We start from the raw sequence: 26260 nt of genomic DNA on the forward strand, positions 1-26260 counted from the left end.
GGCTCGCTCCGGCTGCTGTGAGGGCTGAGCCTGGCTCAGTGGACCTCGGGGCGGATGACCTTGGTACGGAGGATCGACTCGCTCAGGTTGAGCTGCCGGTCGAGCTCCTTGACCGTGGCAGGCTCAGCCGACAGGTCGACCACCGCGTAGATGCCTTCGGACTTCTTCTGGATGTCGTACGCCAGGCGCCGGCGGCCCCAGACGTCGACCTTCTCCACGCTGCCGCCGCCGTCCTTGACGACCTTCAGGAACGGGTCGAGCGCCGCGCTCGCGGTGCGCTCGTCGATGGCGGGGTCGAGAATGGTCATGAGTTCGTAACGACGCATGCTGTCCCTACCTCCTCTGGACTGATGCGGTCACGGTCTCTCCGTGACAGGAGGGCTCTTGCGTCCGTCGCGGCGGTGCCGGACCGGATCGCCGGACGGACCTGCCACGAGACCGATACAGGCTACCAACACTGAGGCGCGCCCGAGCCCGTTCCCGCAGCGGAGCGCGGGGAACCGGCTCGTGCGGCCCGTCCCGGAGGGCGGGGGCGCCCCCCGCGAAGTGACAGGCGCCCGTTCCCGCGACCAGGCCGTCGCACGCCTAGCGCCTTGCTCGGGGTTGGGTGGGGCGGGTACAGCGGCGGCGTTCCAGTTCGGCCATGATGTCCGCCATGCGGGCGCGCATGCGGGCGGCCTGGGTGGTCAGCATCGACAGCTCCTCGACGAGCTCCGCGTCACCGATGAGCCCCAGCTCCGCGTTCTTCACGGTGTGCACCTCCTGCTCTCCCCCCGCTTCCCCTCGGGGGACGGACCGAGCCGGTGTTCTCGAATCCGTGTTCGACCGTACCGGGTGCCTCCGACATTCCGCGCCGCCCACCGGTTGATCTCCGTCTCGGCTGGGAATTGCTTTACCCGCACGGCCCGTCCGGTCCCGCGCTCACCGTGTGGCCCCGGTGCGGGAGTCCGAGCTGGAGGAGGATCCCCATGTCCCAGCAGGCGACCGGCGCCGGCGCACGCGAGAGCGCCGTCCGCGCCCAGAGCGAGGCCGAGCCCCATCGGCGCAAGGACGTCCTGGCGGTGGCCGCGGTGACGATCGGAATCCTGGCGCTGATCCTGGGCTGGATCCCCGCGACCCACTTCCCCGGGGCGCTGCTCGGCGTGATCGGCCTGCCGGTCGCCCTGTACTCCCAGATGATCTCCGCGACGACGAACGAGCGGTGGCTGAACGTGGTCGGGATGGTCGCCTCGTTCGTCGGCGCCGGCTTCGCGCTCAGCCACGGAGGCTTCTCGATCTGACCGCGGAGCCGGCGTGACCGCGCAGCTTGTCGCGGGGCGCGGCTAGTCTCGTGGGCATGCGCATCGGAGCCCACGTCGACCAGAACAACCCGCTCGACAACGCCCGCGCGGTCGGCGCCGACGTCGTCCAGTTCTTCCTCGGCGATCCGCAGGGGTGGAAGAAGCCGGTCCTGCCCGAGGGCGTGGAGGCGCTGGAGGGTTCCGGCGTGGAGGTGTACGTGCACGCCCCGTACACGATCAATGTGGCGACGTCCAACAACCGGATCCGGATCCCGAGCCGCAAGAACCTCACCCAGCAGCTGGAGGCGGCCGCGTCGATCGGCGCGAAGGCGCTGATCGTGCACGGCGGGCACGTGCTGAAGGACGACGACCCGGAGACCGGCTTCGAGAACTGGCGCAAGGTGTTCGAGCGGGTCGAGTGCCCGATCCCGGTCTACATCGAGAACACGGCGGGCGGCGGGAACGCGATGGCGCGCAGGTTCGACCGGATCTCGCGGCTCTGGGAGGTCCTCTCCGGGGTGCCGGGCCTTGAGTCCAAGCTCGGTTTCTGCCTCGACACCTGCCACGCGCACGCGGCGGGGGAGGAGCTCGTCGACGCCGTCGACCGCATCAAGGCCATAACCGGCCGCATCGACCTGGTGCACTGCAACGACAGCCGGGACTCGTTCGGGTCGGGGGCCGACCGGCACGCCAACCTGGGCGGCGGCAGCATCGACCCGGAGCTCATCCTCGGCGTGGTGAGGGCGGCGGGCGCCCCGGTCGTGGTGGAGACGCCCGCGGAGGGCCAGGCCGACGACATCTCGTGGTTGCGTTCGAAGCTCTGAGAAAGCGGAGTCGGGATCGTCGCCGATGTCCGGGAACCGCGGTGGCGGGTGCGGCATCTAAACGCGCGTAGGCCCAGCCTGACGACAAAACTCGAAGGTCACGTCACACTGGCATAATCCGGAACCAGCCCTCAGCGCACGCGTGCTCTCCGGCGGCGGGCGCGCGAATCGATCGGGAAGCACATGGCACAGCCCCCCTACGACCCCTACGGCTACGGAGCCCAGGACCCCTACGCGCAGTCCTACTCGCAGCCCCCGGCCGTGCAGCACCACTACTACGGGCAGTCGATGCCGGTCGTCCGGCCGACCAACGGGATGGCGACCGCCTCGCTGGTGTGCGGGCTGATCGGCTTCTTCGCCTGCGGCGTGACGTCCATCCTCGCGGTGATCTTCGGACATGTCTCGCTCGGTCAGATCAAGCGGACGGGCGAGGGCGGGCACGGCATGGCCGTCACCGGCCTGATCCTCGGCTACCTGATCTCCGCCGGCTGGCTCCTCATCCTGCTCTTCTACATCCTCGGGATCGCGATGTTCGCGGCGAGCAGCGGTTCCACCAGCACCTACTGATCCGGGCCCGCCCTCAGGCGAGCCGGGGGACGCCCGCCACTTCCACGCCGACGCTCGACATCAGCACCGTCATGGGGGTGGGGGTGTCCCGCCAGGCCTTCACCGCGCGCCCGAACACGTCGAGGACGGCGCGCAGCGACGCCGGGTCGGCGTCGGCCAGTTCCGCCCACGATTCGTAGAGCACCAGGTAGCCGTGCTTGGTGGGCGTCCACGACAGGTCCCTGAGGCATTCGCCGAGATCGGCCCAGTCGGTGCCCGCGCCCTCGGGCAGTTCGAACACGCCGCCGCACAGCCGCAGGAACGAGTCCCTGTCCCTGGCGCGGCGTCCGTCGAGGTAGAAGCCGCGCCAGCCGGCCTCGTCGGCGCGCTCCCTCCAGCTCGTGTCGCCGACGGCCCCCGGCATAGGGGGCGCCCGCCACTGGTAGACGCCCGGTCTCAGCCGTCCGGCGAGCAGCTCGGTCAGTGCTCGGTCCGTGTTCACGTCGTCTCCCGGCAGTTGCCGCTCCCCCGCGGGTCCGCGGGGTCGGGGGCGACCAGCGCCGCCTGCCGCGTTCCGTTCCCCCACGCTCACCACAGAACCCCTCGATATCGGTAGATTCCGGCCATTTAACCGCCGCATCTTCCGCGACACCCCTTCCCCCGAGGCGCCGATGCGGATCCCTGGCGCGCCGGCGTCCCTTGACGCGCGACCGATCGATCGGCGACGGCCGCGCGATCCGGGTCACCGGCGAGGTCCGGCACGGGGAGGTCCGCGTCCACCGCGGCGGCGTCGCCACCCTGTCGGCGATGTTCTCCCGCGAATTCGTCCAGGACGTCCGCCGTGCCCGCCGCGAGGGCACCACCCCGAGCGTCGCCGACCCGGCCTACGAGGACTGAGCCGGTGGCCTCAAGCGCCCCACCAGGCCCGTCCCGGCGAACCCGCCCGGACGGGCCTCTCCCGTGGCCGATGTGAGAGCGTGCGAATCCGGGTTGAGTCTCCAGCGGGTGGAGGCCGCAGGGTGAGGGGCATGGACGGCGACACCACGTACACGATCGGCGAGCTGGCGCGCCGCACCGGGCTGCCGGTGCGGACGATCCGGTTCTACTCCGACACCGGTGTCGTCCCGCCCACCCGCCGTACCGAGGCCGGTTACCGGCTGTACGACGCCGACGCCGCCGCGCGCCTCGACCTGGTGCGGACGCTGCGGGACCTCGGCATCGACCTCGCCACCGTCCGGCGGCTGCTGGACCGGGAGGTCGACGTCGGGCAGGTCGCGGCGGCGCACGCGGACGCGCTGGACGTGCAGATCCGCACGCTCAGACTGCGCCGGGCCGTGCTGCGGGCGGTGGCCGAACGCGGATCCACCCCAGAGGAGATCGAACTCATGCACAGGCTCGCCCGGCTGTCCGACGAGGAGCGGCGCCGGATCATCACCGACTTCATCGACGAGTCCTTCGCCGGACTCGACCTGCACCCCGGCTTCGCGGAGAAGATGCGCGCCGCGCTGCCGGAGCTGCCCGTCGATCCCGAACCCCAGCAGGTCGACGCCTGGATCGAGCTGGCCGAACTGGTCGCCGACCCCGGCTTCCGTGCCTCGGTGCGCCGGATGGCCGAGTTCCAGGCGGCCGAGGTCGCGCAGGGGACCCTCCCTGACGGCCTCGCCGGCCTCGGCGACCTGACCCGGGACAAGGCGGAGCAGGCCGTCGCGGACGGGATCGAGCCCGGATCGGACGCGGCCCGTCCCGTCGTCGACGAACTCGTCCGCGCCTACGCCGACGCCTGGGACGCCGCCGCCGACGCCGATTTCAGGCGCGGCCTGCTGCACAGGTTGGAGGTCGGCACCGACCCCCGCACCGAGCGGTACTGGCAGTTGCTCGCCCTCATCAACGGCTGGCCCGTCCCGCCGACGATGACGCCGCTCTTCCAGTGGTTCATCGACGCGCTGCGCTCCCGCGGCTGACTCAGGAGGAGGGCAGGGGCACGCCGGCGTGGTGGTCGCCGCGCCGGCGTGCCAGCGCCACCACGTCGGATGCGCCGTCGAGGACTCCGCCCGCCGGGTCGTCGTCCCCGTCCGACCGGACGATGTCGCCGGACGGGACCAGGACGTCCCGCACCACGAGCGCCGCCAGGACGAGGACGGTCACGAACCGGGCGAGCAGCGCCAGCGTGTAGACGTCCTTGCTGATCCCGCCGTCCGGGGCGTCCAGGCTCAGCACCGCCGACAGCGTCCCGGACAGGTCGGCCCCCTGCGTCTGCGCGGACACCGACAGCAGGAACCACCAGATGCCGAAGAAGTAGGCGATCTCGCCCAGCTGCCAGGCGACGAACGCCGGCGGCTTCGGCCGTGCCAGCACCGCCAGCGGCAGCAGCCACAGGACGTACTGCGGCGACCAGACCTTGTTCGGCAGCATGAACGCGACCAGCACGAGGAACATCAGCTGCGGCAGGCGCGGGCGGCGCGGGGCCGCCAGGGCGAGGACGGCGATCCCGGCGGCGAGGACTAGGAACGTTCCCGTGCCGAACAGGTTGAGAAGGTCGGTGTCGGACGCGGGCTTCTCCAGCCCGTGGTCCTGCAGGACGAAGAAGATCGAGCCCCAGTCGATGCCGCGCTTCTGGCTGAAGGTGTAGAACTCCTTCCACCCGTCCCACGCGAAGAGCATCACGGGCAGGTTCACGGCCAGCCACCCGGCGGCGGTGCCGGCGAGCATGCGGCCCATGGGACGCCACTGCCCGGCCCGGACGCACAGCAGGACGAGCGGCCCGAGGAACAGCAGCGGATAGAACTTCGCCGCGATCGCCAGGCCGAGGAGGGTGCCCGCCAGGGCCGGGCGGCGCGCCGACCAGGCCGCCAGCGCCAGCGCCGACAGCGCCACCGCCAGCAGGTCCCAGTTGATGTAGGCGGTGAGGAGCAGCGCGGGGGACAGCGCCACCATCAGGCCCGTGCGCAGCGAGCGGCGTCCGGCCGCGTACGCGGTGGCGAGGACGGCGACCACCGCGAGGACGGCGAGGAGCAGGACGGTGCCGTTGTAGAACGCGAGGCCGCGCGAGTCCACCCCGAACGGCTTGACCAGCCACGCGACCAGCTGCATGAAGCCGCCGCTCAGAACCGGATACTCCACGTACCGGATGTCGGAACCGGTGAACGTGTCGAAGTACGGGAGCTTCCCGTCGCTGAGCCCGCGCACGTAGTAGAGCGGATAGACGTCGGTGTAGCAGGCGTTCGCCGTCGTCTTGAGGAAGTCGAACCGCACCGACGCGCAGGGCTGCTTCTGCAGCCAGCCGAGAAGGCACGTCAGGGCGGTGAGCCCGACCAGCACCGGCGCGAGCGGCTTCAGCCGTCCGGGAGCGTCCGCCCGGTCGCTGTCGGCGGACATCGTGAGCCTCTCCGTAGACGACGACATGGAGAGCAAGCCTATTCGCCCGAAGGGCACGGGCGATCAAGAACGGGGACGGCCCGGAGCCGTGGGGCTCCGGGCCGGTCGCGTCGCGGACGTGCCGCTAGTTGTTGGTGGGGGGGTCTTCCTTCCGGCAGGCCGGGTCGTTCCTGTGCTCGGGTTTCGCGCACCACCAGGTCTTGTCGCCTGTGGGAGGCAGGTCGGGGTTGCAGCCGAGCGGCATGTTGTACTGGTTGCACGGCACGTCGCCCGACCCCGGCGGGGTGATGGTCGGCGTGTTCGTCGGCTTCGGCGTCTCCGACTCGCAGCCGGGCTGCGGCCTCTGCTGCCCCGGCTGCCCCGGCTGGCAGGTCGGCGTGTTGGTCGGTGTCGGGGTCGAGGTCGCCGTGGGAGTGGGCTTGGCCTTGGCCCACGGGGCGACCTGGCCGCCGTTGACCGGCGGCGGGAACGGCGTGATGTCCTTGCCCTCCAGGGCCTTCAGCATGAAGGTCTTGAACAGCTCGGCCGGGACCGTACCACCGTAGACCTGGCTGTAGTTGCCGACGCCGATCAGCGACTTGCGGTTGCCCTTCTTGTCCTGCCGCCACATCGCCGCCGACGTCGCGAGTTCCGGCGTGTAGCCGACGAACCAGGCCGACTTGTTCTCGTCGGTGGTACCGGTCTTGCCGGCGACCGGACGGGCGCCGAGGCTCGCGCGGGTACCGGTACCGCTGGTCACGACCGCCTGCATCGCGTTCGTGGCGTCCGCCGCGACGCCCTCGTCGAAGGCCGTCGAGGGCTTCTGCCAGGGCAGCTTCTCCAGCGGCTTCTGCTTGTTGTTCAGGATGGGGCGGCCCCGGTTGTCGGTGATCTTGGCGATCACGTGGGCCTGCCGGTGCTTCCCACCCGCCGCGAACGTCGAGTAGACCGACGCCATCGTCACCGGGGTCGCGTCGATGACGCCCAGCGGCAGCGACGTGATGGTGTTCGAGAGGTTCTCGGTGTCCTCCGGGATGCCCATCTTCTTGGCCATGTCCACGACGTTGGCCAGCTGGACCTTCTGCCCCAGGTCGACGTACGCCGTGTTGATCGACAGCGCCGTCATCTGCTTGAGGTTGTAGACCCCGTTCTCCTTGCGGCTGTCGTTGGTGAAGGACGCGCCGCCGATCGTCCGCTTGTAGCTGCCGTCCATCGTCGTCCGCAGGCTGATGCCCTGGTCGAGCGCCGTGGCGAGCACGATCGGCTTGAACGACGAACCCGGCTGCACCTTGCCCTGGAAGGAGTTGTCGAACTGCTGCTTGCGGTAGTCCGTACCGCCGTAGGCGGCCACCACGCCGCCCGTCTTCGGGTCGACCGCCGCGAGACCGAACTGGATGTCGTTCCCCAGCCCGTTCTGCTTGCGGATCTGCTTGACGGCCTTGTTCGTGTAGTCCTGCAGGTCCTTGCGGAACGTCGTGGTGATCTTCAGGCCGCCGGTCTCCAGCATCTGCTCGTCGATGCCGAGCACCTTCAGCTCGTTGAGGACGCGGTCCTGGAGGTAGCCGGAGTTCGGGTCGTCCGGGACGTCGCTCCAGTTCTTCTGCGTCTGGGGGAACTTCGCCTGGGCGCGCTTGCCCGAGTCGAGCCACCGCTTCTCGACCATGCCGTCGAGGACGTAGTTCCAGCGGTTGATCAGCGCCTGCTTGGCCGGGTTGGACGCCGGCCCGTAGGTGGCGAAGTAGCCCGGCCGCTGGATCATGGCCGCGAGCATCGCCGCCTGCGACTCGTTGATCTCGGTGACGGGCTTGTGGAAGTAGGCGCGGGACGCCGCCTGGATGCCGTAGGCGTGCCGCCCGAACGGGACCGTGTTCAGGTACAGCTCCAGCACCCGCGACTTGTCCATCTCCTTGCCCATGCGGATGGAGATGAGGATTTCCTTGAACTTGCGGCTGACCGTGCGGTCCTGGCTGAGGTTCGCCCAGTAGTTGCGGGCGAGCTGCTGCGTGATCGTCGAGGCGCCGGCGACGTCGCCGCCGGTCCCCGCCCGGTACATCGCGCCGACGATGCCCATCGGTGAGATGCCCGGCTCGTGCCAGAAGTTGCGGTCCTCCGCCGCGAGGACGGCGTTCTGGACGTGCTTGGGCACCTTGTCCAGCGAGATGTCCTCACGGTGGGTGCCGATGCGGGCCAGCGGCGACCCGTCCGCGTAGCTGATCACCGACTCCTGGGCCTTCGCGGCCTGCTGCTTCTCCGTCGGGATCGGGGTGTTGGCGTAGGCGACGATGACGAGCGTCGCCAGGCCGAGGATCACCACGCTGACGGCGGCGACGGTGATCTTCCAGTTCGGGACGTAGCGGCGCCAGCCCGTCTTCTTGTTCGCCTCGTCGGTGGGCTTGCGTTCGCGGCGGCGGCCACCGCCGCGCCCGCCGCGCCCGCCGCGCCCGCCGCCGCGGCCCTCGTCACCCCAGAAGCCGTCGTCGCCGCCGCCTCCAGAGCCGCCGCGGCCGCCAGGTCCACCCGGCCCGCCCGGCCCTCCGGGGCCACCCGGCCCTCCGGGACCGCCCGGCCCGCTCGGAGGACCCCCGGGCCCGCCTCGCATGGGACGGCCGGCGCCGCCCGACCGCATGGGCGCGGGGGCGCCGCGACGCCGCGTGCCTCCAGGGGCGCCGGCCCGCGAGGGCCCGCCCGCACGTCCGCCCGGCCTGCCTCCGGGGCGCGGCGTCCTGCCCGGCGTCGGCGAGCCGCCGGGCGCGCCGCGCTGCCCGCCCGAGGGCGTGCCGGAAGAGCCGGGACGGGGGGAGCCCCTCCGGCCAGAGCCCTCTCCGAAATCCGGTCCAAATCGGCTTGGGTTACTCACGCGGCCTCATCAACTGGGGTACGGCTTTGCGTCGTCCGAGCGTACTGTGCCCCCGGCGCGCAGGGGGCCGCTGAGGCAAGGCTCACCTTCATCGGAACGGACGGGCGCATGCGGTCAAACGCGCCGGCGTGCGGCGACTCGCAAGGATGCTCCATGTCACACCCCCAATATCCAGTGGACGGTTCGGGTCGCGAGGGCCGGTCGGTTCATTCGGGCGGCCTCGCCAGCGGCAGCAGGGGCCGCAGGCTCTCGGTCTCGGTCTGGGCGCCGCGGCCGCCCCTCCGGCCCCGGCAGGCGGGGTCGCCCTGGTGGAGCTGGCACCACCACCGGGGCGGCGGGTTGCTCGGCGGCTTGTTCGGGTCGCAGTTGCCGTTCTGGAACGGGGACTGGCAGGGCTGGCCCTGGCCGCCGTCGCCGCCGTCGCCGCCGTCCTGGCAGCGCGGGTCGAACTTGCCCACCGGGGTGTTGCACCACGGCGGCTTGCCCTCGTCGTCCTTCTTCTTCTTTTCCGGCGGCTTCGCCCACTTCTGCACGATCCCGCCCCACGCGGGCGGCGGGAACGCCTGCGAGTCCATGCCCTGCACCGCGTTCGCCATGTAGGACCGCCAGATGCGGGCGGGGATCGTGCCGCCCTCCACCTCGCCGATCTGCGGCAGGATCACCGACTTCTTCTTCCCGTCCGGGCCGAGCGCGTCGTTGTAGATCGTCACCGCGGTCGAGACCTGCGGGACGTACCCGACGAACCACGACGAGACGTTCCGGTCCGTCGTACCGGTCTTGCCCGCGGCCTGGCGGCCGTCCGGCAGCGCCGCCGCCGTCGCGGTCCCGCCCTTGATGACCTGCTGCATCGCGTACGTCGCGTCCGCGGCGACCTTCGGGCTGAAGACGCGGCGCTTCTCGTACTTCGGCCGCAGCCGCACCGTCTTGCCGTCCGACTTCTTGACCACGCGGATCACGTGCGGCTGGTGGTACATCCCGCCGTTGGCGAACACCGCGTACCCCGCCGCCTGCTCGATCGGCCGGATGTTGTTGACGCCCAGCGCGAGGTTGAGGCAGCACTTGTGCGGTTCCAGCAGGTCGGACGCGATGCCGGCGTCGGTCTCGGTCTTCATCGCCTCCTCGATGCCGACCTTGCCCATCAGCTGGAGGAACGCGGTGTTGACCGAGTCCTTCGTCGCGGTGATCAGATTGATCGCCGGGCCCACGTCATGGCTGTTCGGGACGATCACGGCGTTCGGGTCGTCCTTGGACACCACGCTGCCGTCCGGGCCGATCGGCGCCTTCGACCGTCCCTCGACGAGGCTCTTCAGGCTGTAGTTCTGCTTCAGCGCCGTCGCGAGCACGTACGGCTTCATCGCCGAGCCCGCCTGCGCCGAGCCCTGCCACACGTTGTCGAAGGACTGGTCCAGGTAGTCGGGGCCGCCGTAGAACGCGACGACCTCGCCGTTCGCGCTGTTCACCGACACCAGGCCGACCCGGATCTTCTTCTTCGCGAGCTTCTTCGGATTCACCTGCGGGACGGTGTGCTCGGCCGCCCGCTTGGCCATGACCATCTTCTTTCGGTCGAACGTCGTGTAGACCCGCAGGCCCTGGGTCGTCAGCTCCTTGGTGTCGATGCCCTGCCGGCCGAGCTCCAGCTTGGCGCGCATCAGCATGTAGCCGCGCTGGCCGCCGTAGAGCTGGTCGCTGGTCCCCGCCTTCCGGATCTTCGGCGGGCCCTGCTTGATGTACTTGTCGGCCTCGGCCCGGCTGAGCTTGCCCATCGAGACCATGCCGTTGAGCGTGTACTGGTACCTGCCGGTCGCCCACGCCTGGCCGGCCTTGTCGCTCGGGTCCCGGTTCGGGTTCTGGATGATGCCGCCGAGGAGGGCCGCCTGGTCGGGCCGCAGCTTCCACACGTCCGTCCCGAAGTACTCGCGGGACGCCGCCTGGATGCCGTAGGTGTCACGGCCGAAGTAGATCGTGTTCAGGTAGAGCTTGAGGATCTCGTTCTTGGAGTGCTCGTCCTCCAGCTTCAGCGAGATGAACAGCTCCTGGAACTTCCGGCTGACCGTCCGGTTCTTCGGATCGGAGTAGTAGTTCTTCGCGAGCTGCTGGGTGATCGTGGAACCGCCGCCCGACCCGCCGGTCAGGTTGTCCCACACCGCCCGCGTCGTGCCCTTGATCGAAAACCCCGGGTCGGTGCGGAAGCTGCGGTTCTCCGCCGCCAGCACCGCGTTCTGGACGTTCGGCGGGATCTTGGCCAGCTCGACGCTCTGCCGCTTCTTGCCGATCCGGCCGATCTCGGTGTCGTCGGTGTAGTAGAAGATCGACGCCTGGTCCTCGACGCCCGCGACCGTCGGCTCCTTCGGGGTCGGGGTGTTGGCGTAGGCGACCCAGACCAGCGTGACGAACGCCGCGAGGCCGAGCCCGCAGATGCCGCCCATGACCTTCCAGGACGGGATGAAGCGCCGCCAGCCGGTCTCGCGGGACCGCAGATGGCCGAGGAACCCCTTCTTGCCGGGCGGCCCGTGCCGTCGGGGGCCCCCGGGGCCCCCGGGGCCTCCGGGACCACCGGGTCCGCCGGGTCCGCCAGGGCCGGCGGGGCCAGCCGGGCCGCCTGTGCGGTTGGCCGCGCGCACACCGCCGCCGCGGAACTTCGCGGTCACCTTCGCGCCGAGGTCCTGCCCGGCCTTTGTGAGCCCACCGAGCTTCTCTCGCACGCCCGGCTTCGGGGCCGCGCCGGGCATCCCCGGCGTCCCGAACCCCACGGGCGGGCCCATTGCCCCCGCACCGGGCGCACCGGCGATTCCCTGCGCGGGACCCATGCCGGGCGCGTTCGGGAACCCGGGACGTCCCGGCGCCCCCATCCCAGGAGCCGCCTGCCCGCCAGGGGGGCCGCCCATCCCAGGACGACCGCCTCCCATGCCGGGTCCGCCCTGCATGCCGTGGCCACTCGGGGGCGCGTTGCCGGGCACGTTGCCCATGCCGGGCCCGCCCGACGACTGGAATCCACCGGGTCCACCATTGCCACCGGGTCCACCGAACCCGCCTTGGCCAGGCGTCCCGCCGGGACCACCGCTGCCTCCAGGACCACCGAACCCGGCTTGGCCGGAACCGGGACCGCCGGGGCCGCCGAATCCGCCTGGACCGGACGTACCGCCGGGGCCGCCGTTAGGACCGAACCCGCCGTTACCGCCGAAGCCGCCCTGGCCGGGCGCTCCGCCCGGTCCGCTCTGGCCGCTCGGCACGAGCGCGTTGCCCGGAGCGGCCGGACCGCCCGGGGCGGCGTGGCGACCGGTGGACGGCGGGACGGGGCTCGACGGGCCCGCGGGAGCGGGCGCGGCCGGCAGGGGACCTTCGAGCGGACCCGGGCTCGCGCCGGGAGCGCCCATGAAACCGGGCCCTTCCGGGGTGCCCGGCGGGGCGGGGTTCGGGGGCGCGCCAGGGGGGCCCGCGGCGTTCGTTCCGGCGGGCTCACCGTGGGCGCTCGGAGAGCCGTGATCGCCGGAGTCACCGGGACGGGGGTTCTGGTGCCCGCCCGGCCTCTGCGACCCGGGTTCCGGTCGGGGCTGGCTTGGATTACTCACGCGACCTCATCAACAGGGGACAACGGTTGTTGCCGAGGGCCGGGGGGCTCCCGGCCCTTGTTGCGGCTCGTGCGCCGTCCGAAGAGTACTGTGCGGGCTGGTGAGCGGGGGGAGCGTGTGCTCGGCGAAGGACGCCCCGGCCGGTCCGCGCCCCGAAGGGTCGGTGGCTCCTCCTCACTCGGCTACCGTTCCGGGCTGTCCCGGGATCAGGGTCGTGCGACGCGGCCAGGTGGTTCCAGGACGCAACTTTGACACATTTCCACCACATACACCCTGAAATCGCCACATTCGCGATACGGGCTGATGGGGGCGTCGGGGCGTCCCAGGTAGATCGCCACTTGCCAGGAGGAGCCGGGCTACGTATCTTGTCGATGTATCGAGTCGATACATTCACTCGATACATCGGATCGAGACATCGGCTTCTGCGGAAGAGGGACCGGGATGGCGGCCAAGAAGGGCGCGGGCGTGCTGGAGCTCGCCGTGCTCGGGCTGCTTCACGAGTCCCCGATGCACGGATACGAGCTGCGCAAGCGGCTCAACACCCTGCTGGGCATGTTCCGCGCGTTCTCGTACGGCTCGCTCTACCCGTGCCTCAAGCAGCTCCTGGCCAACGGGCTGATCATGGAGGACCGGCCGGAGGAGCCGAACGCGCCGCTGGCGCTGCAGAGCCGCCGATCGAAGATCGTTTACAAGCTCACCGCCGAAGGCAAGGAGCGCCTGCAGCTGCTCCTCACCGAGGCCGGCCCGGCTTCGTGGGAGGACGAGGGGTTCGGCGTGCACTTCGCCTTCTTCTCGCACACCCGCGCCGACGTCCGGCTGCGGATCCTCGAAGGCCGGCGCAGCCGGCTGGAGGAGCGCCTGGAGAGCGTTCGCGCCGCCCTGGCGCGAACCCGCGAGCGAGTCGACTCCTACACCCTGGAACTGCAGAACCACGGGCTGGAGTCCGTCGAGCGCGAGGTCCGGTGGCTCAACGAGCTCATCGGGCGCGAGCGGGCCGAGCAGGAACAGCAAGCACAGTCAGCTAAGCGAATTGACCAGGACATGCCTCGGGACGAGGGCCGCTGAGCAGTGGCCCGGCGCCTTCGGGGGCGGGTGAGACCACCACATGTTCCGTAACAGAGAAGGAGCTACCGGATGGGTTCGGTGCGCGTAGCCATCGTCGGTGTGGGCAACTGCGCCTCTTCCCTCGTCCAGGGCGTCGAGTTCTACAAGGACGCGACCCCCGACACGCGAGTTCCCGGCCTGATGCACGTCCAGTTCGGCGAGTACCACGTGGGCGACGTCGAGTTCGTGGCGGCGTTCGACGTGGACGCCAAGAAGGTCGGGATGGACCTGTCCGAGGCCATCCACGCCAGCGAGAACAACACCATCAAGTTCGCCGACGTGCCGCCCACCGGGGTGACCGTCCAGCGCGGGCACACTTTCGACGGCCTTGGCGAGTACTACCTGGACATGGTCGAGGAGTCCGACGCCGAGCCGGTCGACGTCGTGCAGGCGCTGAAGGACGCCGAGGTGGACGTCCTGGTGTCGTACCTGCCGGTGGGCTCCGAGGAGGCCGACCGCTTCTACGCCCAGTGCGCGATCGACGCCAAGGTCGCGTTCGTGAACGCGCTGCCGGTGTTCATCGCCAGCGACCCCGAGTGGGCGCAGAAGTTCACCGACGCGGGCGTGCCGATCGTCGGCGACGACATCAAGTCGCAGGTCGGCGCGACCATCACGCACCGCGTCATGGCCCGCCTCTTCGAGGACCGCGGCGTCGAGCTGCTGCGCACGTACCAGCTCAACTTCGGCGGCAACATGGACTTCATGAACATGCTGGAGCGCAAGCGGCTCCAGTCCAAGAAGATCTCCAAGACGCAGTCGGTCACCTCGCAGATCCCGCACGAGATGGCGAAGGCGGACGTGCACATCGGCCCGTCCGACCACGTGCCGTGGCTGGACGACCGCAAGTGGGCCTACGTCCGGCTGGAGGGCCGCTCCTTCGGCGACACGCCCCTCAACCTGGAGTACAAGCTGGAGGTCTGGGACTCCCCGAACTCCGCCGGCGTCATCATCGACGCCGTCCGCGCCGCCAAGATCGCCAAGGACCGCGGCATCGGCGGCCCGATCCTGTCGGCCAGCTCCTACTTCATGAAGTCGCCGCCGGAGCAGTACAACGACGACCAGGCGCACGACGCGGTGGAGAAGTTCATCCGCGGCGAGATCGAGCGCTGAGACCGGCGGGCGCAACGCGCCGGTCAGCGTTCCCCCATCCAGGGGTCGGCGGTTCGCATCCCAGGTGGGACGCGGTTCACGAGCCGTTGAGAGCCTGATCACAAAATTTCCCGAGGACGCCCTGTCAGTGGACATCCCACTGTCAGGGCGTCCTTACTTCTGTAGAGAAACGGTGATGTACCGGCCCTTTGTCACGCTCTGGCCCTACTGTGACACCGCCGGTGACTAGCGCGCCAGGTTCTGAGTCAGTGAGGTGACACCGTGGCGGCACGCGAAATGATCAAGGTGGCGGCGGGGCTGGCGGGCCTCGTGGTGGGGCTCGCCGGATGCGCCGGAGGAGGCGACGGCGCGTCCGCGGAAGGCGCGTCCCGCCAGGGCGGCACGCTGCGCGTCGTCGGCTCGTCCGACGTCGAGCACCTCGACCCCGCGTCCGTGTCCAGCGTCGGCGCGTACGGGCTCGTCCGCACGTTCGCCCGGACCCTCTTCGGGAACCGGGCGTCCAACGACTTCCAGGAGACGGTCCCCGTGCGCCCCGACGTCGCCGCGCGGATCCCGACGCGCGAGAACGGAGACGTCGGCAAGGACCGCCGCACGTACACGGTCCGGCTGCGCGACGGCGTCCGGTGGAACACCAGCCCCCCGCGCCCCGTGACCGCCCAGGACTTCGTCCGCGGCCTTGAACGGCTCTGCAACCCGGCCTCGCCGTCCGCGGCCAAGGGCTACTTCGTCTCCACGCTCAAGGGCATGGACGTGTTCTGCCGCGGCTACGGATCCGTCGACGCCAAGGACGCCGGGGCGATCGCCGCCTACCAGCGCGACCACGGCTTCGAGGGCGTCCGCGCCAAGGACGAGCGGACGCTGGTGTTCAAGCTGAAGCGTCCCGCCAGCGACTTCCTCAACCTGCTCTCGCTGCCGGTCACCGCGGCCGCGCCGCAGGAGTACGACAGGTACGTCCCGGACAGTGCCGAGTTCCGGCAGCACACCGTCTCCGACGGCCCGTACCAGATCACCGATTACAAGCCGGGCATCTCCTACCTGCTCACCCAAAACCCGGCGTGGCAGGCGGGCTCGGACCCGCTGCGCGAGCGGCACGTCGCGAAGATCCAGATCACGCTGGGGCAGGACTCGCCGGAGACCGTCCAGCAGCAGATCGAGCAGGGCACCGCCGACCTCGCGTGGGACCAGCCCGTCCCGACGTCGGCGATCCCGCGGCTGCGCGACGACCCGCGCTTCGCGATCAGGGAGACCCCGAACAACAGCCCGTACCTGGTGTTCAACACGCGCAGCCCCCGCAACCGCGGCGCGCTCGGCGACCGGGCGGTCCGGCAGGCGCTGGAGTACGCCGTCGACCGCAGCGCCCTCATCAAGATCGTCGGCGGGCCGTCGGTGGCCAGGCCGCTGCACACGGTGCTCCCGCCGGGCAACTCCGGCTACGCGGCCGTCAACCACTACCCCACGCCCGGTGAGTCCGGCGACCCTGCCAAATGCCGCGAACTGCTCGGCAAGGCGGGCCGCTCCGGCCTCACGCTGAAGTTCCCGTACCGGACGAACAGCGTCCACAGACTGATCGCCCAGTCCATCGCCCAGAACCTCGACGCCTGCGGGGTCGAGACGGAACTGACCCCCGACTCGGGCGGCTCGTTCTACTCCAGCACCCTGTCCACCCCCGCCCGCGCCCGCGAGGGCAAATGGGACATCGCCGCCCCCGGCTGGGTCCCCGACTGGTACGGCAACAACGGCCGCTCGATCATCCAGCCGCTCTTTGACGGCCGCACCTACGGCCCCAACTCCACCAACTACGGCGGCTACGACAACCCGCAGGTCAACGCGCTCATCGACGCCGCCCTCACCGCCCCCGACGCCCAGCGCGCCGCCGGCTACTGGCAGCAGGCCGACCAGAAGATCATGGAAGACGCCGCGATCGTCCCCCTCCTGGACCGCGCCCAGACCACCTACCGCTCCTCCCGCCTCCACGGCACCTACTTCCTCCCCACCACCGCGGGTTACGACTTGACGCGGGTTTTCATCGCTTAGTTGGGGTGGGGCGCTCTGCGCCCCACCCCAACTAAGCGGGCGATCGCTGGCATCGCTCCGACTCGCCTGGCGGCTCGCTGCGCGATCAGATTCTCGCTTCGCTCGAATCTGCCTTCGGACGCGATCGCAGCCGTTGAGGTCGTTGCGTGGTTGCGGTGCACCAGGCACGAAGGGGAGAGCACTGCAACAAAGACGACATACTCTGATCGGATGCGGGCTGGTGAGTTGCGGGAGATCTTGCGGGGGCGGGATTTCCGGCGGCTCTACGGGACGCGGCTCGCCTCGCAGCTGACGGACGGCGTGTTCCAGGTGGCGCTCGCCGGATACGTGTTCTTCTCGCCCGAGCGGCAGGCGACGGCGGCCAAGGCGGCGGCCGCGTTCGCGGTGACGTTGCTGCCCTACTCGGCGCTCGGGCCGTTCGCCGGGGTGTTCATCGACCGGTGGCGGCGGCGGCAGATCCTCGTGTGGACGCCGGTGCTGCGCGCGCTGCTCGTGCTGCTCGTCGCCGGGCTCGTGGCGGGCGGGCAGGACGGGCTCGGCTTCTTCCTCGGCGTGCTCGTGGTGCTGGGCGTGAACCGCTTCTTCCTCGCGGCGCTGTCGGCGGCGCTCCCGCACGTCGTGCGGCGCGACCAACTGGTCACGGCGAACGCGTTCAGCGTCACGTCCGGGACCGTCGTCGCGTTCGCCGGCGCGGGCGCCGGCTACGGGCTCCGGCGGGTGTTCGGCGCCGGGCACGACGGGACGGCGCTGATCCTCGTGGCCGCGGCGGCGCTGTTCCTGCTCGCCGGGCTGATCGCGACGACGCTGCCGAAGGGGCTGCTCGGCCCCCACCGGGCGGTGGAGGAGGTCGCGACCGGGGCGGACGTGCCGCAAGCCCCTCGGGTGGTCGAGGCCGTCCGGGGGGTTCTGGGCGGGCTCGTGGACGGGGGGCGGCATATCGCGCGGCGGCCGCAGGCGGCGCTGGCGCTCGGTGCGATCTCGTTCCACCGGTTCCTGTACGGCGTCGTTCTGATCATGACGCTGCTGCTGTGCCGGAACCACTTCGCCGGCGACCCCGACCGGGGGCTGGAGACGTTCGCGCTCATGCTCGGGGTGTCCGGCGCCGGGTACTTCGCGGCGGCGCTGATCACGCCGCCGGTGGTGCGGCGGATCAGCAAGCAGGCGTGGGTGGCGTGGCAGCTCGGCGGGGCGGCGCTGAGCCTGCTCGTCCTCGGCATGCCGTTCGCGGAGCGTCCCTGGGCCGTCGGCGCCTTCCTGCTCGGCGTCGTGTCGCAGGGCGTGAAGCTGTGCGTCGACACGACCTTGCAGGAGACGATCGACGACGCCTACCGGGGGCGGGTCTTCGCCGTCTACGACATGCTGTTCAACGCGACGTTCGCCGCTGCCGCCGCCGCTGCCGCGACCTGGCTGCCCGCGGACGGGCGCGCCGACCTCACCCTCCTCGCGGTGGTCGCGGCCTACGCGGCGGGCGCCGTCGCCTACCGGACGGCCGCCTCCCGCATGCGCCGGCCCGCGCACGCCCTGCGTTAGAGCGACTCCGCGACGGCGTGCAGGGCGGCGGCGATGTGGTGGACCTCGTCTTCCGTGCACACGTACGGCGGCATCGTGTAGACGAGCTTGCCGAAGGGGCGCAGCCAGACGCCGTGCGCCATGGCGATCTCCTGGACGGACGGGACGTCCACCGGCTCGCGCGCCTCCACCACGCCGATCGCGCCGAGGATGCGGACGTCCGCCACTCCGGGGAACTCCGCGACGCCGTCGAGCCCGCTGGTCAGGACCGCCTCGATGGTGTCGACCTCGTCCCGCCAGTCGCGCGAGAGCAGCAGGTCGATGGACGCGGACGCGACCGCGGCGGCGAGCGGGTTGGCCATGTAGGTGGGCCCGTGCATCAGGGCGCCCGCCTCGCCGGAGGTGATGCCGTGGGCGACGCGGTCGGTGCACAGCGTCGCGGCCATCGTCATGTAGCCGCCGGTCAGCGCCTTGCCGAGGCACATGATGTCGGGGACGACCTCGGCGTGGTCGCAGCCCCACAGCTCGCCCGTCCGGCCGAACCCGGTGGCGATCTCGTCCAGGATCAGCAGCAGGCCGTGCTCGTCGGCGATGTCGCGGAGGGCGCGCAGGTACTCGGGGGCGTAGAAGCGCATGCCGCCGGCGCCCTGGACGATCGGTTCCGCGATGATCCCGGCGAGCTCGCCCGCGTGCTTGGCGGCCAGTTCGGCCAGCTCGTCCAGGAACGCATCGTCGGGTTCGGCGGAGTAGCCGAGCGGGGGCGGGGGCGCGAAGACGTGCTGGGGGAGGACGTCGGCGAACATGTGGTGCATCCCGTTCACCGGGTCGCAGACCGCCATGTCGCCGAACGTGTCGCCGTGGTAGCCGCCCCGGACGGTCAGGAGCCGGCGCCGTTCCGGACGCCCCTGCGACCGCCAGAACTGCAGCGCCATCTTGATCGCGACCTCGACCCCGACGGACCCGGAGTCGGCGAAGAACACCTTGGTCAGCGGCTCAGGAGTGATCTCTACGAGCCGCTCGGCGAGCCGGACGGCGGGCGGGTGGGTGATCCCGCCGAACATGACGTGCGCCATCTTGCCGAGCTGCCCGGTGACGGCCGCGTTCAGCTTCGGGTGGTTGTAGCCGTGCACCGCCGCCCACCAGGAGGACATGCCGTCGATCAGCTCGGTGCCGTCCGCGAGGGTCAGCCGCACCCCGTCCGCCGACACGACCGGCAGCGCGGGCGCCGCCGCGGGCATCGGCGCGTACGGGTGCCAGATGTGCTCCCGGTCGAACTCCAGCATCCGCTCGGTCTCCCGGGGGCTCATCCGCCCCAGCCGCAACGGGATCACTCGCCGTTCCCCTCCCGGTCGGCCGGGGCGCCGATGCCCTCGGCGGCGGCCCAGCGGCGCAGTTCGGCGGCGGCGGCCTCCTTGCCGATCATGCCGCGGTCCAGGCGGAGTTCGAGGAGGAACGCGTAGGCGCGGCCGACGAGGGGGCCGGGGGTGATGCCGAGGATCTCCTGGATCCCGTTGCCGTCGATCTCCGGGCGGATCGCGGCCAGCTCCTCCTCCTCCGCCAGCCTCTCGATCCGCACCTCCAGGTCGTCGTAGGTGCGGCGCAGCCGGTCGGCCTTGCGCTTGTTGCGGGTGGTGCAGTCGGCGCGGGTCAGCTTGTGCAGGCGGGCGAGGAGCGGCCCGGCGTCGCGGACGTACCGGCGGACGGCCGAGTCCGTCCACTCGCCGGTCCCGTAGCCGTGGAAGCGCAGGTGCAGCTCCACGAGGCGGGACACGTCGGCGATGACGTCCTTCGGGTAGCGCAGCGCGGTCAGCCGCTTGCGGGTCATCTTCGCGCCCACGACCTCGTGGTGGTGGAAGGAGACCCGGCCGCCCGGCTCGAACCGCCGGGTCCTCGGCTTGCCGATGTCGTGCAGCAGCGCCGCGAGCCGCAGGACGAGGTCGGGGCCGTCCTCCTCCTGCGCGATCGCCTGCTCCAGGACGATCAGCGAGTGCTCGTAGACGTCCTTGTGCCGGTGGTGCTCGTCGATCTCCAGCCGCAGCATGGGCAGCTCGGGCAGGACGTGCGCGGCCAGGCCCGTCTCGACCAGCAGCGCCAGGCCCTCCCGCGGGTAACGGCCGCAGAGCAGCTTGGACAGCTCGTCCCGGACCCGCTCGGCCGACACGATCTCGATGCGGTCCGCCATGTCCTTCATCGCGCGGACGACGTCGGGCGCGACGGTGAAGCCGAGCTGGGAGGCGAACCGGGCGGCGCGCATCATCCGCAGCGGGTCGTCGCTGAAGGAGTCCTCCGGCCGGCCGGGCGTCCGCAGCACCTTGCGCTGAAGGTCGGTGAGGCCGCCGAACGGGTCGACGAAGTCGTGCCCGGGCAGCCGCGCCGCCATCGCGTTGACGGCGAAGTCGCGGCGCCGCAGGTCCTCGACCAGGGACGTCCCGTAGGACACCTCGGGCTTGCGGGACTTCGGGTCGTAGGACTCGCTGCGGTAGGTGGTGATCTCCAGCTCGACGCCGTCCTTGCGCAGGCCGACCGTGCCGAACTCGATGCCGATCGTCCAGTGCGCGTCCGCCCAGCCGCGGATGAGCTCCAGGGTGCGCTCGGGCGGGGCGTCGGTGGTCAGGTCCACGTCCTTGGTCGCGCGGCGCAGCAGCGCGTCCCGGACGGGGCCGCCGACCAGCGCCAGCTCGTGACCGGCCGCCGCGAACCGGGCGCCGAGATCATCGGCGACGGGCGCGATCCCGCGCAGCAGCTCGGCGATCGCGGTACGCCGCGAGGACTCTGAAGTCACGTTCTGGTCAGGCACGGCCATCGAGCGTATTTCCTTGGTTGACGGGCTGACAAAGGACTTTCTGGCGAGCGTCGGGGCCCGCACGGGAGTCCTTTCGGGGCCGAAGAAGGACGGGGCCCTTCACACGCCCCGATCCCCGGGTTACCTTTCGGGCACCCCGACGACGCCCTGCGCGACCCGGTGAGCCTCCCGTACGACAACGGTAGCGGGATCCAAAAGGGCCACGGTCCGCCGCACCTGCGGTTGAGGCGCGTCGCGAGGGTTCGCGTCCCGCGCGGCAGGGATGGAACCTGCCGTTCCGGGTATGTGGGGGCTTCCCCCGCAATGTGCGACGCATGGGGCCGTAGGGAAACCAGATCCGGGGTGAGCGGGGACGCCCCCGCGGGATGGAGCCGAACATGAAGGACGCTCTCACCATCCACCGCGCGCTTCTCGGTTGGGAGACGGCGCACGAGATCGTGCGGCTGCCCCTCGCGATGACCCGGGCCGACGAACTGCCCAGGGCGCTCGGCCTGCCGCCGGAGCGGTGCCTGGTGACGCGCGTCTACTCCTGCGAGGGCGCCCACCGCGGCCGCCCCTTCCTGGCCGGGGCGATAGTCCCGGCGGGACGGCGGCCGTCCGCCGAGGCGGTGCGGCTGGGCGTGGGCGCCCGCGGCGTCCGGCCCGCGCACGCGGACGTGGTCAACGCCGTCACCGAGTACGCCGCGGGCCTGGTCTGCCCGCTGCTCCTGCCGGAGTCGATGCCGCTGCTGATCGACCGTGAGCTCGTGGACGGGCTTCACGCCCATGGTGTCGTCTACACCGCGACCGGCGAGGCGTCCACGGCGCTCGGCATCAAGGCCAGCGCCCTGTACTCCCTCTGCCATCCGAGACCCGTCGACCTGCTGGCCCCGCTCAGCGCCGCGTCCGCCCCGGGGCGGGACCACGTGACGACCTGAGCCGCCCGCCCGTCTCGGCCCGGCTGGCGGGTGCACCGGGCAACGCCATGAACACCGACGGACTACCATCGGGGCCGTGGTGCGGGAAAACGACGCCCGCCGTCCTCGGCCTGTCCTCGCGCCGCCGGACGGGTTCTGGACGGGCACGGCGTGAGGGCGGACACGGCGTGAATGCGGTCGGACGCGCGTTGGCGCTGGCCGCGCTGCTGCCCTGTCTCGCCATGGCGGCCTCCCCGGCCATGGCGTCCCCCGCCGGGGTCCGGGCCCGGACCCCCGCGAAGGCCCCGGCCGGCGCCCCGGCCGCGGCCCAGGCGCGCGCGCAGGTGGCGCTCGCGCTCACCAAGGTCACGCCGAAGACCCTCACCGCGAAATCCAAGATCGAAATTTCCGGCGCGGCGCGGAACCGCACCGGCCACCCGCTGGCCGGCCTCACCCTGCGGCTGCGCTACAGCGCCCAGCCCGTGACCAGCCGGAGCCAGCTCGACCAGCTCGCGTCCGGGCAGCAGACCGCGCTGCCCAACGTCGCCCCGCAGCAGCAGTCGCTCGCGCAGGCGACCAGGCCCGGGGTGACGCAGGGCTGGAGCTTCCGCACCACCGCGCGGCAACTGGGCCTGCGCGCCCCCGCCGCCACCCCCGGCGTGTACCCGATGCGCGTCGAGGTGCTGAACTCCGCGCAGCAGGTCGTCGGCGGCCTGACGACCTTCCTGACGCTGATGCCGAAGCAGCGGAGCTTCAAGCCGGTGGCGGTCGGCTGGGTGCTGCCGCTGATCGACCGGATGCACCGCGCCAACGACCGCACGTTCATCGACGACGAGCTCACCAAGGAGCTGTCGCCCGGCGGCCGGCTCCACCGGCTCGTGGAGGCCGCCGCCACCACCGGCACGCCGGTCACCTGGGCGATCGACCCGGCGCTGCTGGACGACGTGCAGCAGATGGCGTCGGGCGACTACTACGTCAGGCCGCCCGGAGCCCGCAAGGGCGTCCGGAAGGAGAAGAGCAAGGTCGCGGCGACGTGGCTGGCGTCGCTCAAGACCGCCTCCAAGGGCGACCCCTACTTCGTCCTCCCCTACGGCGACCCCGACGTCACGGCCCTGGTCCGGCGGAAGGCGACCCGCGACATCGGCGTCGCCTTCGACGCGCGCAACACCGGCTTCGTGGCGCAGATACTCGGCCGCCAGCCCGACGCTCACGTCGCCTGGCCGGCGTCCGGCGTCGGCGGGCCCGGCACGCTCGAACAGCTCGCCAGGTACGCCCTGAAGGACGGCGGGTCGTTCCTGATGAGCAGCTCCCAGTTCGAGAACCCCGCGACGGGCGCGCAGCCGAACGCGACCACCGCGCTCCAGACGCACCTGGGCGCCAAGAAGGCCCTCCTCTACGACCAGACGGTCACCCAGATCCTCGACCAGGGGTCGCGGTCCGCCTCCGGGGCGCTGATGAGCGAGCAGCGATTCCTCGCCGAGACCGCGATGATCGCGGCGGAGGCGCCGAGCGTCCAGCGCACCGTCGTCGTCGCCCCCGACCGGCTGTGGGACCCCGCCAGCGGGCTCGCCAAGAACCTGCTCACCTACACCAAGGCCGCGTCCTGGATGAACGAGGTGCCGCTGCGCTCGGTCGAGTCGGCCCGGCCGCAGGCCCGCGCCTTCCACGGCTACTCCGACGACTACGAGAAGTTCGAGCTGGGCGACGTCCACCTGGACCAGACCCGGGCGATAGCGAAGCGCGCGGCGACGTTCCAGGCCGTGATGACCGGCCCGGTGAAAATCTCCTACGAGCGCGCCGTGCTGCGGCTGGAGTCGGTCGGCTGGCGGACGTCGCCGAGCCGCGCCAAGCGGGCCCGCAAGGAGCTGGAGGACGAGCTCCAGGCGGACATGCACCGGGTCCGCGTCGTCCCCCCGAAGAACAGGCGCGTGCTGATGGGGGGCAGCTCGGGCAAGCTTCCCGTCCTGGTCGAGAACACGCTGAGCGACCAGTCGGTGAAGGTCCGGCTCGTCGTGACCTCGGAGAACACCGCCAAGCTCAAGCTCGGCGAGCTGGAGCCCGACGACGCGGTGATCGAGCTCGGACCCGGGGAGCGGGCCCAGCGGTGGATCCCGGCGCAGGCGGCCGGCAACGGCAACTTCGGCGTCCGCCTCGATCTGCAGATTCCCGGCGCGGGCGGCCGGACGTACGGTGACGGCGAGACCATCACGGTCACCACGACCGGGTACGGGCGCCTCGCCCTGCTCATCACGGGCGGCGGACTTGCCGTACTCTTCGTGGGCGTCGGAGTGCGGGCCATCAGAGCGAGGCGCCGCCGGAAAGCGGAGGCAGCCGGTGACGGGTCGACCGGAATGGGATCGGCAGGGACAGGGGAACCAGGGGGCGGGCTCCCAGGGCCCGGGATACCCTCCGCCGAATACTCCGGGGCGCCCGGGACAGGGCTACCCGGCGCAGGGCGACCCCCAGGGGTACCCGCAGGGCCCGCCGCCCCAGGGCCCCCCGCCCCAGGGACCGCGCCCGCAGAGGCCGATGCCGCAGGGCCGGCGGCCGGGCCCTCAGGCGCCCGGCCCGAGGACCCCGCCGCAGTACCCGGGCCGGCCGCAGACGGGCCGGCCGCCGGGCGCGGCGAACATCGCCGCCGAGACGGTGGTTGACATCCCCCTCCCCGGCGGAAGCGTGCCTGACGCCGACACCACGGTCGTGGACACGCCTCCGCCGCAGGAGGGCAAGGGCTCGTCCGGCATCCTGAAGTCCGGCGCGATCATGGCCGTGGGCACCCTCGCGTCCCGCGTCACCGGCTTCCTGCGCACCGCCGTCATCGTCGCCGCGCTCGGCACCGGACTGCTCGCCAACGCCTACAACACCGCCAACACCATCCCCAACCAGATCTACGACCTGCTGCTCGGCGGCATCCTCACCAGCGTCATCGTCCCGCTGCTGGTGCGGGCCAAGCAGCGCGACCGGGTCGCCGGGGAGCAGTACGAGCAGCGCGTGTTCACCCTCGCGGTGATCGGGCTCGGCGTCCTCACCGTCGTCGCGGTGCTGCTCGCGCCGCTGTTCATCGACGTCCTGGCGGGCAGCTACACCGGTGACCAGCGCACCGTCGCCGTCCTGTTCGCGCGGTTCTTCCTGCCCCAGCTGTTCTTCTACGGCGTCGGGGCGTTCGCCGGGGCCATCCTCAACACGCGCGGCAGCTTCGGCGCGCCGATGTTGGCGCCCGTCCTGAACAACATCGTCGTGATCGCGGTCGGCGGCGCGTTCCTCGCGATCACCACCGGGCGCGTCGACCCGTCCACCATCTCCGACCAGCAGCTCATGCTGCTGTCCGTCGGCACGACCGGCGGCATCGTCCTGCAGACGGTCGCCCTGTGGCCGTCGCTGCGCCGCGTCGGGTTCCGGTGGCGGCCCCGTCTGGACTTCCACCGCGGCGAGCTCGGCGAGGTCGGGCGGATGGCCGGCTGGACGCTGCTGTACGTCGTCGCCGCCCAGGCCGCGTTCGCCGTCGTCACCGCGCTGACCAACCGGGCCGGGAGGCTCGCGTTCGGTCAGGGGCTGGGCGAGGGCTACGGCTACACCCCGTACTTCAACGCCTACCAGCTCTTCCAGCTCCCCTACGCGATCGTCGGGGTGTCGGTGATCACCGCGCTGCTGCCGCGGATGAGCCGGTTCGCCGCCGAGGGCAAGACCGCCGACGTGCGCGCCGCGTTCTCCAGCGGGCTCCGGCTCTCCTCTGTGGTCATCATGCCGGCGGCGGCGCTGATGCTGGTGCTCGGACCGGAGATCACCACCGTGCTGTTCGCGCACGGCAACACCACCCCCGACGACGCCCTGGTGATCGCGCGGGTCATGCAGATGTTCGCCATCGCGCTGGTCCCGTTCTCCGTCTACCAGCTGATGCTGCGGGTCTTCTACGCCTACGGCGACACCCGGACGCCCGCCCTGATCGGCCTGGTCGTCACCTCCACCAACATCGCCATGGCGTTCACCGCCTACAACGCCCTGGACGTCAAGTGGATCGTGGTCGGCATCGCGGGCGGGTTCGCCGTCAGCAACCTGGTCGGGACTATCGCCTGCTGGCTGGTGATGCGCCGCAAGCTCGGCGGCATCGACGGCCGCCGCATCGTCGGCGGCCACCTCAAGCTGCTCGTCGCGATCTGGCCGCTGATCGGGTTCGCCTACGCCGCGCACACCGTCGCGGACGCCCTGGGCGGCACCGAATCGATGCTGCCCGCGCTGGCCACCCTGGTCGCCGGGTCCGTCGGCGGCGGGCTGCTGTACGTGCTGTTCGCCAAGCTGATGCGCGTGGAGGAGATCCAGACGACCATCGCCACGTTCGCCCGCCGGCTGCCGGGGCGTGCAAAGTAAAAAAGGACG

The 26260-nt window shown here is 71.3% G+C and carries 20 protein-coding genes; 12 read left to right on the plus strand and 8 right to left on the minus strand.

The features are described from left to right. Positions 1–35: 35 nt before the first annotated feature. Together rpsF and CHC11_RS41125 are read right to left on the minus strand one after the other, a co-directional pair. Complete coding sequence (gene rpsF / locus CHC11_RS07225; protein WP_089310777.1) at positions 36–326, minus strand: 30S ribosomal protein S6; 291 nt, start codon at positions 324–326, stop codon at positions 36–38. A gap of 259 nt (positions 327–585) precedes the next feature. Continuing rightward, entirely contained in the window at positions 586–750 is a 165-nt protein-coding gene (locus CHC11_RS41125; protein WP_179278728.1) for a hypothetical protein, read from the minus strand. A 218-nt stretch (positions 751–968) separates the two neighbouring features. Between CHC11_RS41125 and CHC11_RS07230 the strand changes: the two genes are divergently transcribed. From CHC11_RS07230 to CHC11_RS07240, 3 genes are all read left to right on the plus strand, one after another. Next, positions 969–1280 (plus strand): hypothetical protein, encoded by a 312-nt coding sequence (locus CHC11_RS07230; protein ID WP_089310778.1) that lies wholly within the window; start codon positions 969–971, stop codon positions 1278–1280. A gap of 56 nt (positions 1281–1336) precedes the next feature. After that, positions 1337–2104 (plus strand): deoxyribonuclease IV, encoded by a 768-nt coding sequence (locus CHC11_RS07235; RefSeq protein ID WP_089311089.1) that lies wholly within the window; start codon positions 1337–1339, stop codon positions 2102–2104. A gap of 183 nt (positions 2105–2287) precedes the next feature. Beyond that, on the plus strand, positions 2288–2671 hold the full coding sequence (locus tag CHC11_RS07240; protein WP_089310779.1) for a DUF4190 domain-containing protein: 384 nt from the start codon (positions 2288–2290) through the stop codon (positions 2669–2671). 13 nt (positions 2672–2684) lie between these two features. On the opposite strand, the gene CHC11_RS07245 is transcribed toward CHC11_RS07240, so the two are convergent. Continuing rightward, positions 2685–3152: a barstar family protein gene (locus CHC11_RS07245; protein WP_179278729.1), complete on the minus strand. Its 468-nt coding sequence runs from the start codon at positions 3150–3152 to the stop codon at positions 2685–2687. A gap of 197 nt (positions 3153–3349) precedes the next feature. On the opposite strand from CHC11_RS07245, the gene CHC11_RS07250 reads away from it, so the two are divergent. Next, positions 3350–3547, plus strand: coding sequence for a hypothetical protein (locus tag CHC11_RS07250; protein ID WP_089310781.1), 198 nt, complete (start codon positions 3350–3352; stop codon positions 3545–3547). Positions 3548–3678: 131 nt separating this feature from the next. Further along, positions 3679–4611, plus strand: a complete 933-nt coding sequence (locus CHC11_RS07255) for a MerR family transcriptional regulator (RefSeq protein WP_089310782.1) — start codon at positions 3679–3681, stop codon at positions 4609–4611. A gap of 1 nt (position 4612) precedes the next feature. Here the strand turns inward: CHC11_RS07255 and CHC11_RS07260 are convergent, their stop codons facing one another. The 3 genes from CHC11_RS07260 to CHC11_RS07270 form a co-directional block, all read right to left on the minus strand. Beyond that, on the minus strand, positions 4613–6025 hold the full coding sequence (locus tag CHC11_RS07260) for a glycosyltransferase family 87 protein (protein ID WP_089310783.1): 1413 nt from the start codon (positions 6023–6025) through the stop codon (positions 4613–4615). A 124-nt stretch (positions 6026–6149) separates the two neighbouring features. Continuing rightward, positions 6150–8603: a transglycosylase domain-containing protein gene (locus CHC11_RS07265; RefSeq protein ID WP_281258285.1), complete on the minus strand. Its 2454-nt coding sequence runs from the start codon at positions 8601–8603 to the stop codon at positions 6150–6152. A 464-nt stretch (positions 8604–9067) separates the two neighbouring features. Further along, entirely contained in the window at positions 9068–11623 is a 2556-nt protein-coding gene (locus CHC11_RS07270) for a transglycosylase domain-containing protein (protein ID WP_143226960.1), read from the minus strand. A 1248-nt stretch (positions 11624–12871) separates the two neighbouring features. Here CHC11_RS07270 and CHC11_RS07275 point away from each other — a divergent pair. From CHC11_RS07275 to CHC11_RS07290, 4 genes are all read left to right on the plus strand, one after another. After that, the gene (locus tag CHC11_RS07275) at positions 12872–13495 is read left to right on the plus strand and encodes a PadR family transcriptional regulator (protein ID WP_089310785.1); all 624 of its coding nucleotides are present in this window, start codon (positions 12872–12874) and stop codon (positions 13493–13495) included. A gap of 69 nt (positions 13496–13564) precedes the next feature. After that, positions 13565–14644, plus strand: a complete 1080-nt coding sequence (locus CHC11_RS07280) for an inositol-3-phosphate synthase (protein WP_089310786.1) — start codon at positions 13565–13567, stop codon at positions 14642–14644. A 261-nt stretch (positions 14645–14905) separates the two neighbouring features. Further along, on the plus strand, positions 14906–16678 hold the full coding sequence (locus CHC11_RS07285) for an ABC transporter substrate-binding protein (protein WP_245918848.1): 1773 nt from the start codon (positions 14906–14908) through the stop codon (positions 16676–16678). A 210-nt stretch (positions 16679–16888) separates the two neighbouring features. Beyond that, positions 16889–18208, plus strand: coding sequence for an MFS transporter (locus CHC11_RS07290; RefSeq protein ID WP_089310788.1), 1320 nt, complete (start codon positions 16889–16891; stop codon positions 18206–18208). Here CHC11_RS07290 and CHC11_RS07295 read toward each other — a convergent pair. Both CHC11_RS07295 and CHC11_RS07300 read right to left on the minus strand, forming a co-directional pair. Then, complete coding sequence (locus tag CHC11_RS07295) at positions 18205–19518, minus strand: adenosylmethionine--8-amino-7-oxononanoate transaminase (protein ID WP_245918850.1); 1314 nt, start codon at positions 19516–19518, stop codon at positions 18205–18207. The genes CHC11_RS07290 and CHC11_RS07295 overlap by 4 nt on opposite strands. Next, a complete protein-coding gene (locus tag CHC11_RS07300; protein WP_089310789.1) occupies positions 19515–20990 on the minus strand; it encodes a CCA tRNA nucleotidyltransferase in 1476 nt (491 codons plus the stop codon). Before CHC11_RS07300 ends, CHC11_RS07295 begins: the two co-directional genes overlap by 4 nt. A 377-nt stretch (positions 20991–21367) precedes the next feature. On the opposite strand from CHC11_RS07300, the gene CHC11_RS07305 reads away from it, so the two are divergent. The 3 genes from CHC11_RS07305 (at position 21368) to murJ (ending at position 26251) form a co-directional block, all read left to right on the plus strand. After that, complete coding sequence (locus CHC11_RS07305; RefSeq protein WP_089311092.1) at positions 21368–21907, plus strand: aminoacyl-tRNA deacylase; 540 nt, start codon at positions 21368–21370, stop codon at positions 21905–21907. Positions 21908–22074: 167 nt separating this feature from the next. Beyond that, entirely contained in the window at positions 22075–24540 is a 2466-nt protein-coding gene (locus tag CHC11_RS42470; protein WP_245918852.1) for a DUF6049 family protein, read from the plus strand. 22 nt (positions 24541–24562) lie between these two features. After that, a complete protein-coding gene (murJ, locus tag CHC11_RS07310; protein WP_245918854.1) occupies positions 24563–26251 on the plus strand; it encodes a murein biosynthesis integral membrane protein MurJ in 1689 nt (562 codons plus the stop codon). Positions 26252–26260 lie beyond the last annotated feature (9 nt).

The sequence above is a fragment of the Actinomadura mexicana genome, assembly GCF_900188105.1.
Classification (GTDB): Bacteria; Actinomycetota; Actinomycetes; order Streptosporangiales; family Streptosporangiaceae; genus Spirillospora; species Spirillospora mexicana.

What these genes read in the sequence shown, in the direction of transcription:
- CHC11_RS07265 (WP_281258285.1), bottom strand. Translation starts at nt 8,603, where the DNA reads ATGCGAGGCGGGCCCGGGGGTCCTCCGAGCGGGCCGGGCGGTCCCGGA.
- CHC11_RS07305 (WP_089311092.1), top strand. Translation starts at nt 21,368, where the DNA reads ATGAAGGACGCTCTCACCATCCACCGCGCGCTTCTCGGTTGGGAGACG.
- rpsF (WP_089310777.1), bottom strand. Translation starts at nt 326, where the DNA reads ATGCGTCGTTACGAACTCATGACCATTCTCGACCCCGCCATCGACGAG.
- CHC11_RS07255 (WP_089310782.1), top strand. Translation starts at nt 3,679, where the DNA reads ATGGACGGCGACACCACGTACACGATCGGCGAGCTGGCGCGCCGCACC.
- CHC11_RS07230 (WP_089310778.1), top strand. Translation starts at nt 969, where the DNA reads ATGTCCCAGCAGGCGACCGGCGCCGGCGCACGCGAGAGCGCCGTCCGC.
- CHC11_RS07300 (WP_089310789.1), bottom strand. Translation starts at nt 20,990, where the DNA reads ATGGCCGTGCCTGACCAGAACGTGACTTCAGAGTCCTCGCGGCGTACC.
- CHC11_RS07290 (WP_089310788.1), top strand. Translation starts at nt 16,889, where the DNA reads ATGCGGGCTGGTGAGTTGCGGGAGATCTTGCGGGGGCGGGATTTCCGG.
- CHC11_RS07280 (WP_089310786.1), top strand. Translation starts at nt 13,565, where the DNA reads ATGGGTTCGGTGCGCGTAGCCATCGTCGGTGTGGGCAACTGCGCCTCT.
- CHC11_RS07235 (WP_089311089.1), top strand. Translation starts at nt 1,337, where the DNA reads ATGCGCATCGGAGCCCACGTCGACCAGAACAACCCGCTCGACAACGCC.
- CHC11_RS07275 (WP_089310785.1), top strand. Translation starts at nt 12,872, where the DNA reads ATGGCGGCCAAGAAGGGCGCGGGCGTGCTGGAGCTCGCCGTGCTCGGG.
- CHC11_RS07260 (WP_089310783.1), bottom strand. Translation starts at nt 6,025, where the DNA reads ATGTCCGCCGACAGCGACCGGGCGGACGCTCCCGGACGGCTGAAGCCG.
- CHC11_RS07270 (WP_143226960.1), bottom strand. Translation starts at nt 11,623, where the DNA reads ATGGGCCCGCCCGTGGGGTTCGGGACGCCGGGGATGCCCGGCGCGGCC.
- CHC11_RS07240 (WP_089310779.1), top strand. Translation starts at nt 2,288, where the DNA reads ATGGCACAGCCCCCCTACGACCCCTACGGCTACGGAGCCCAGGACCCC.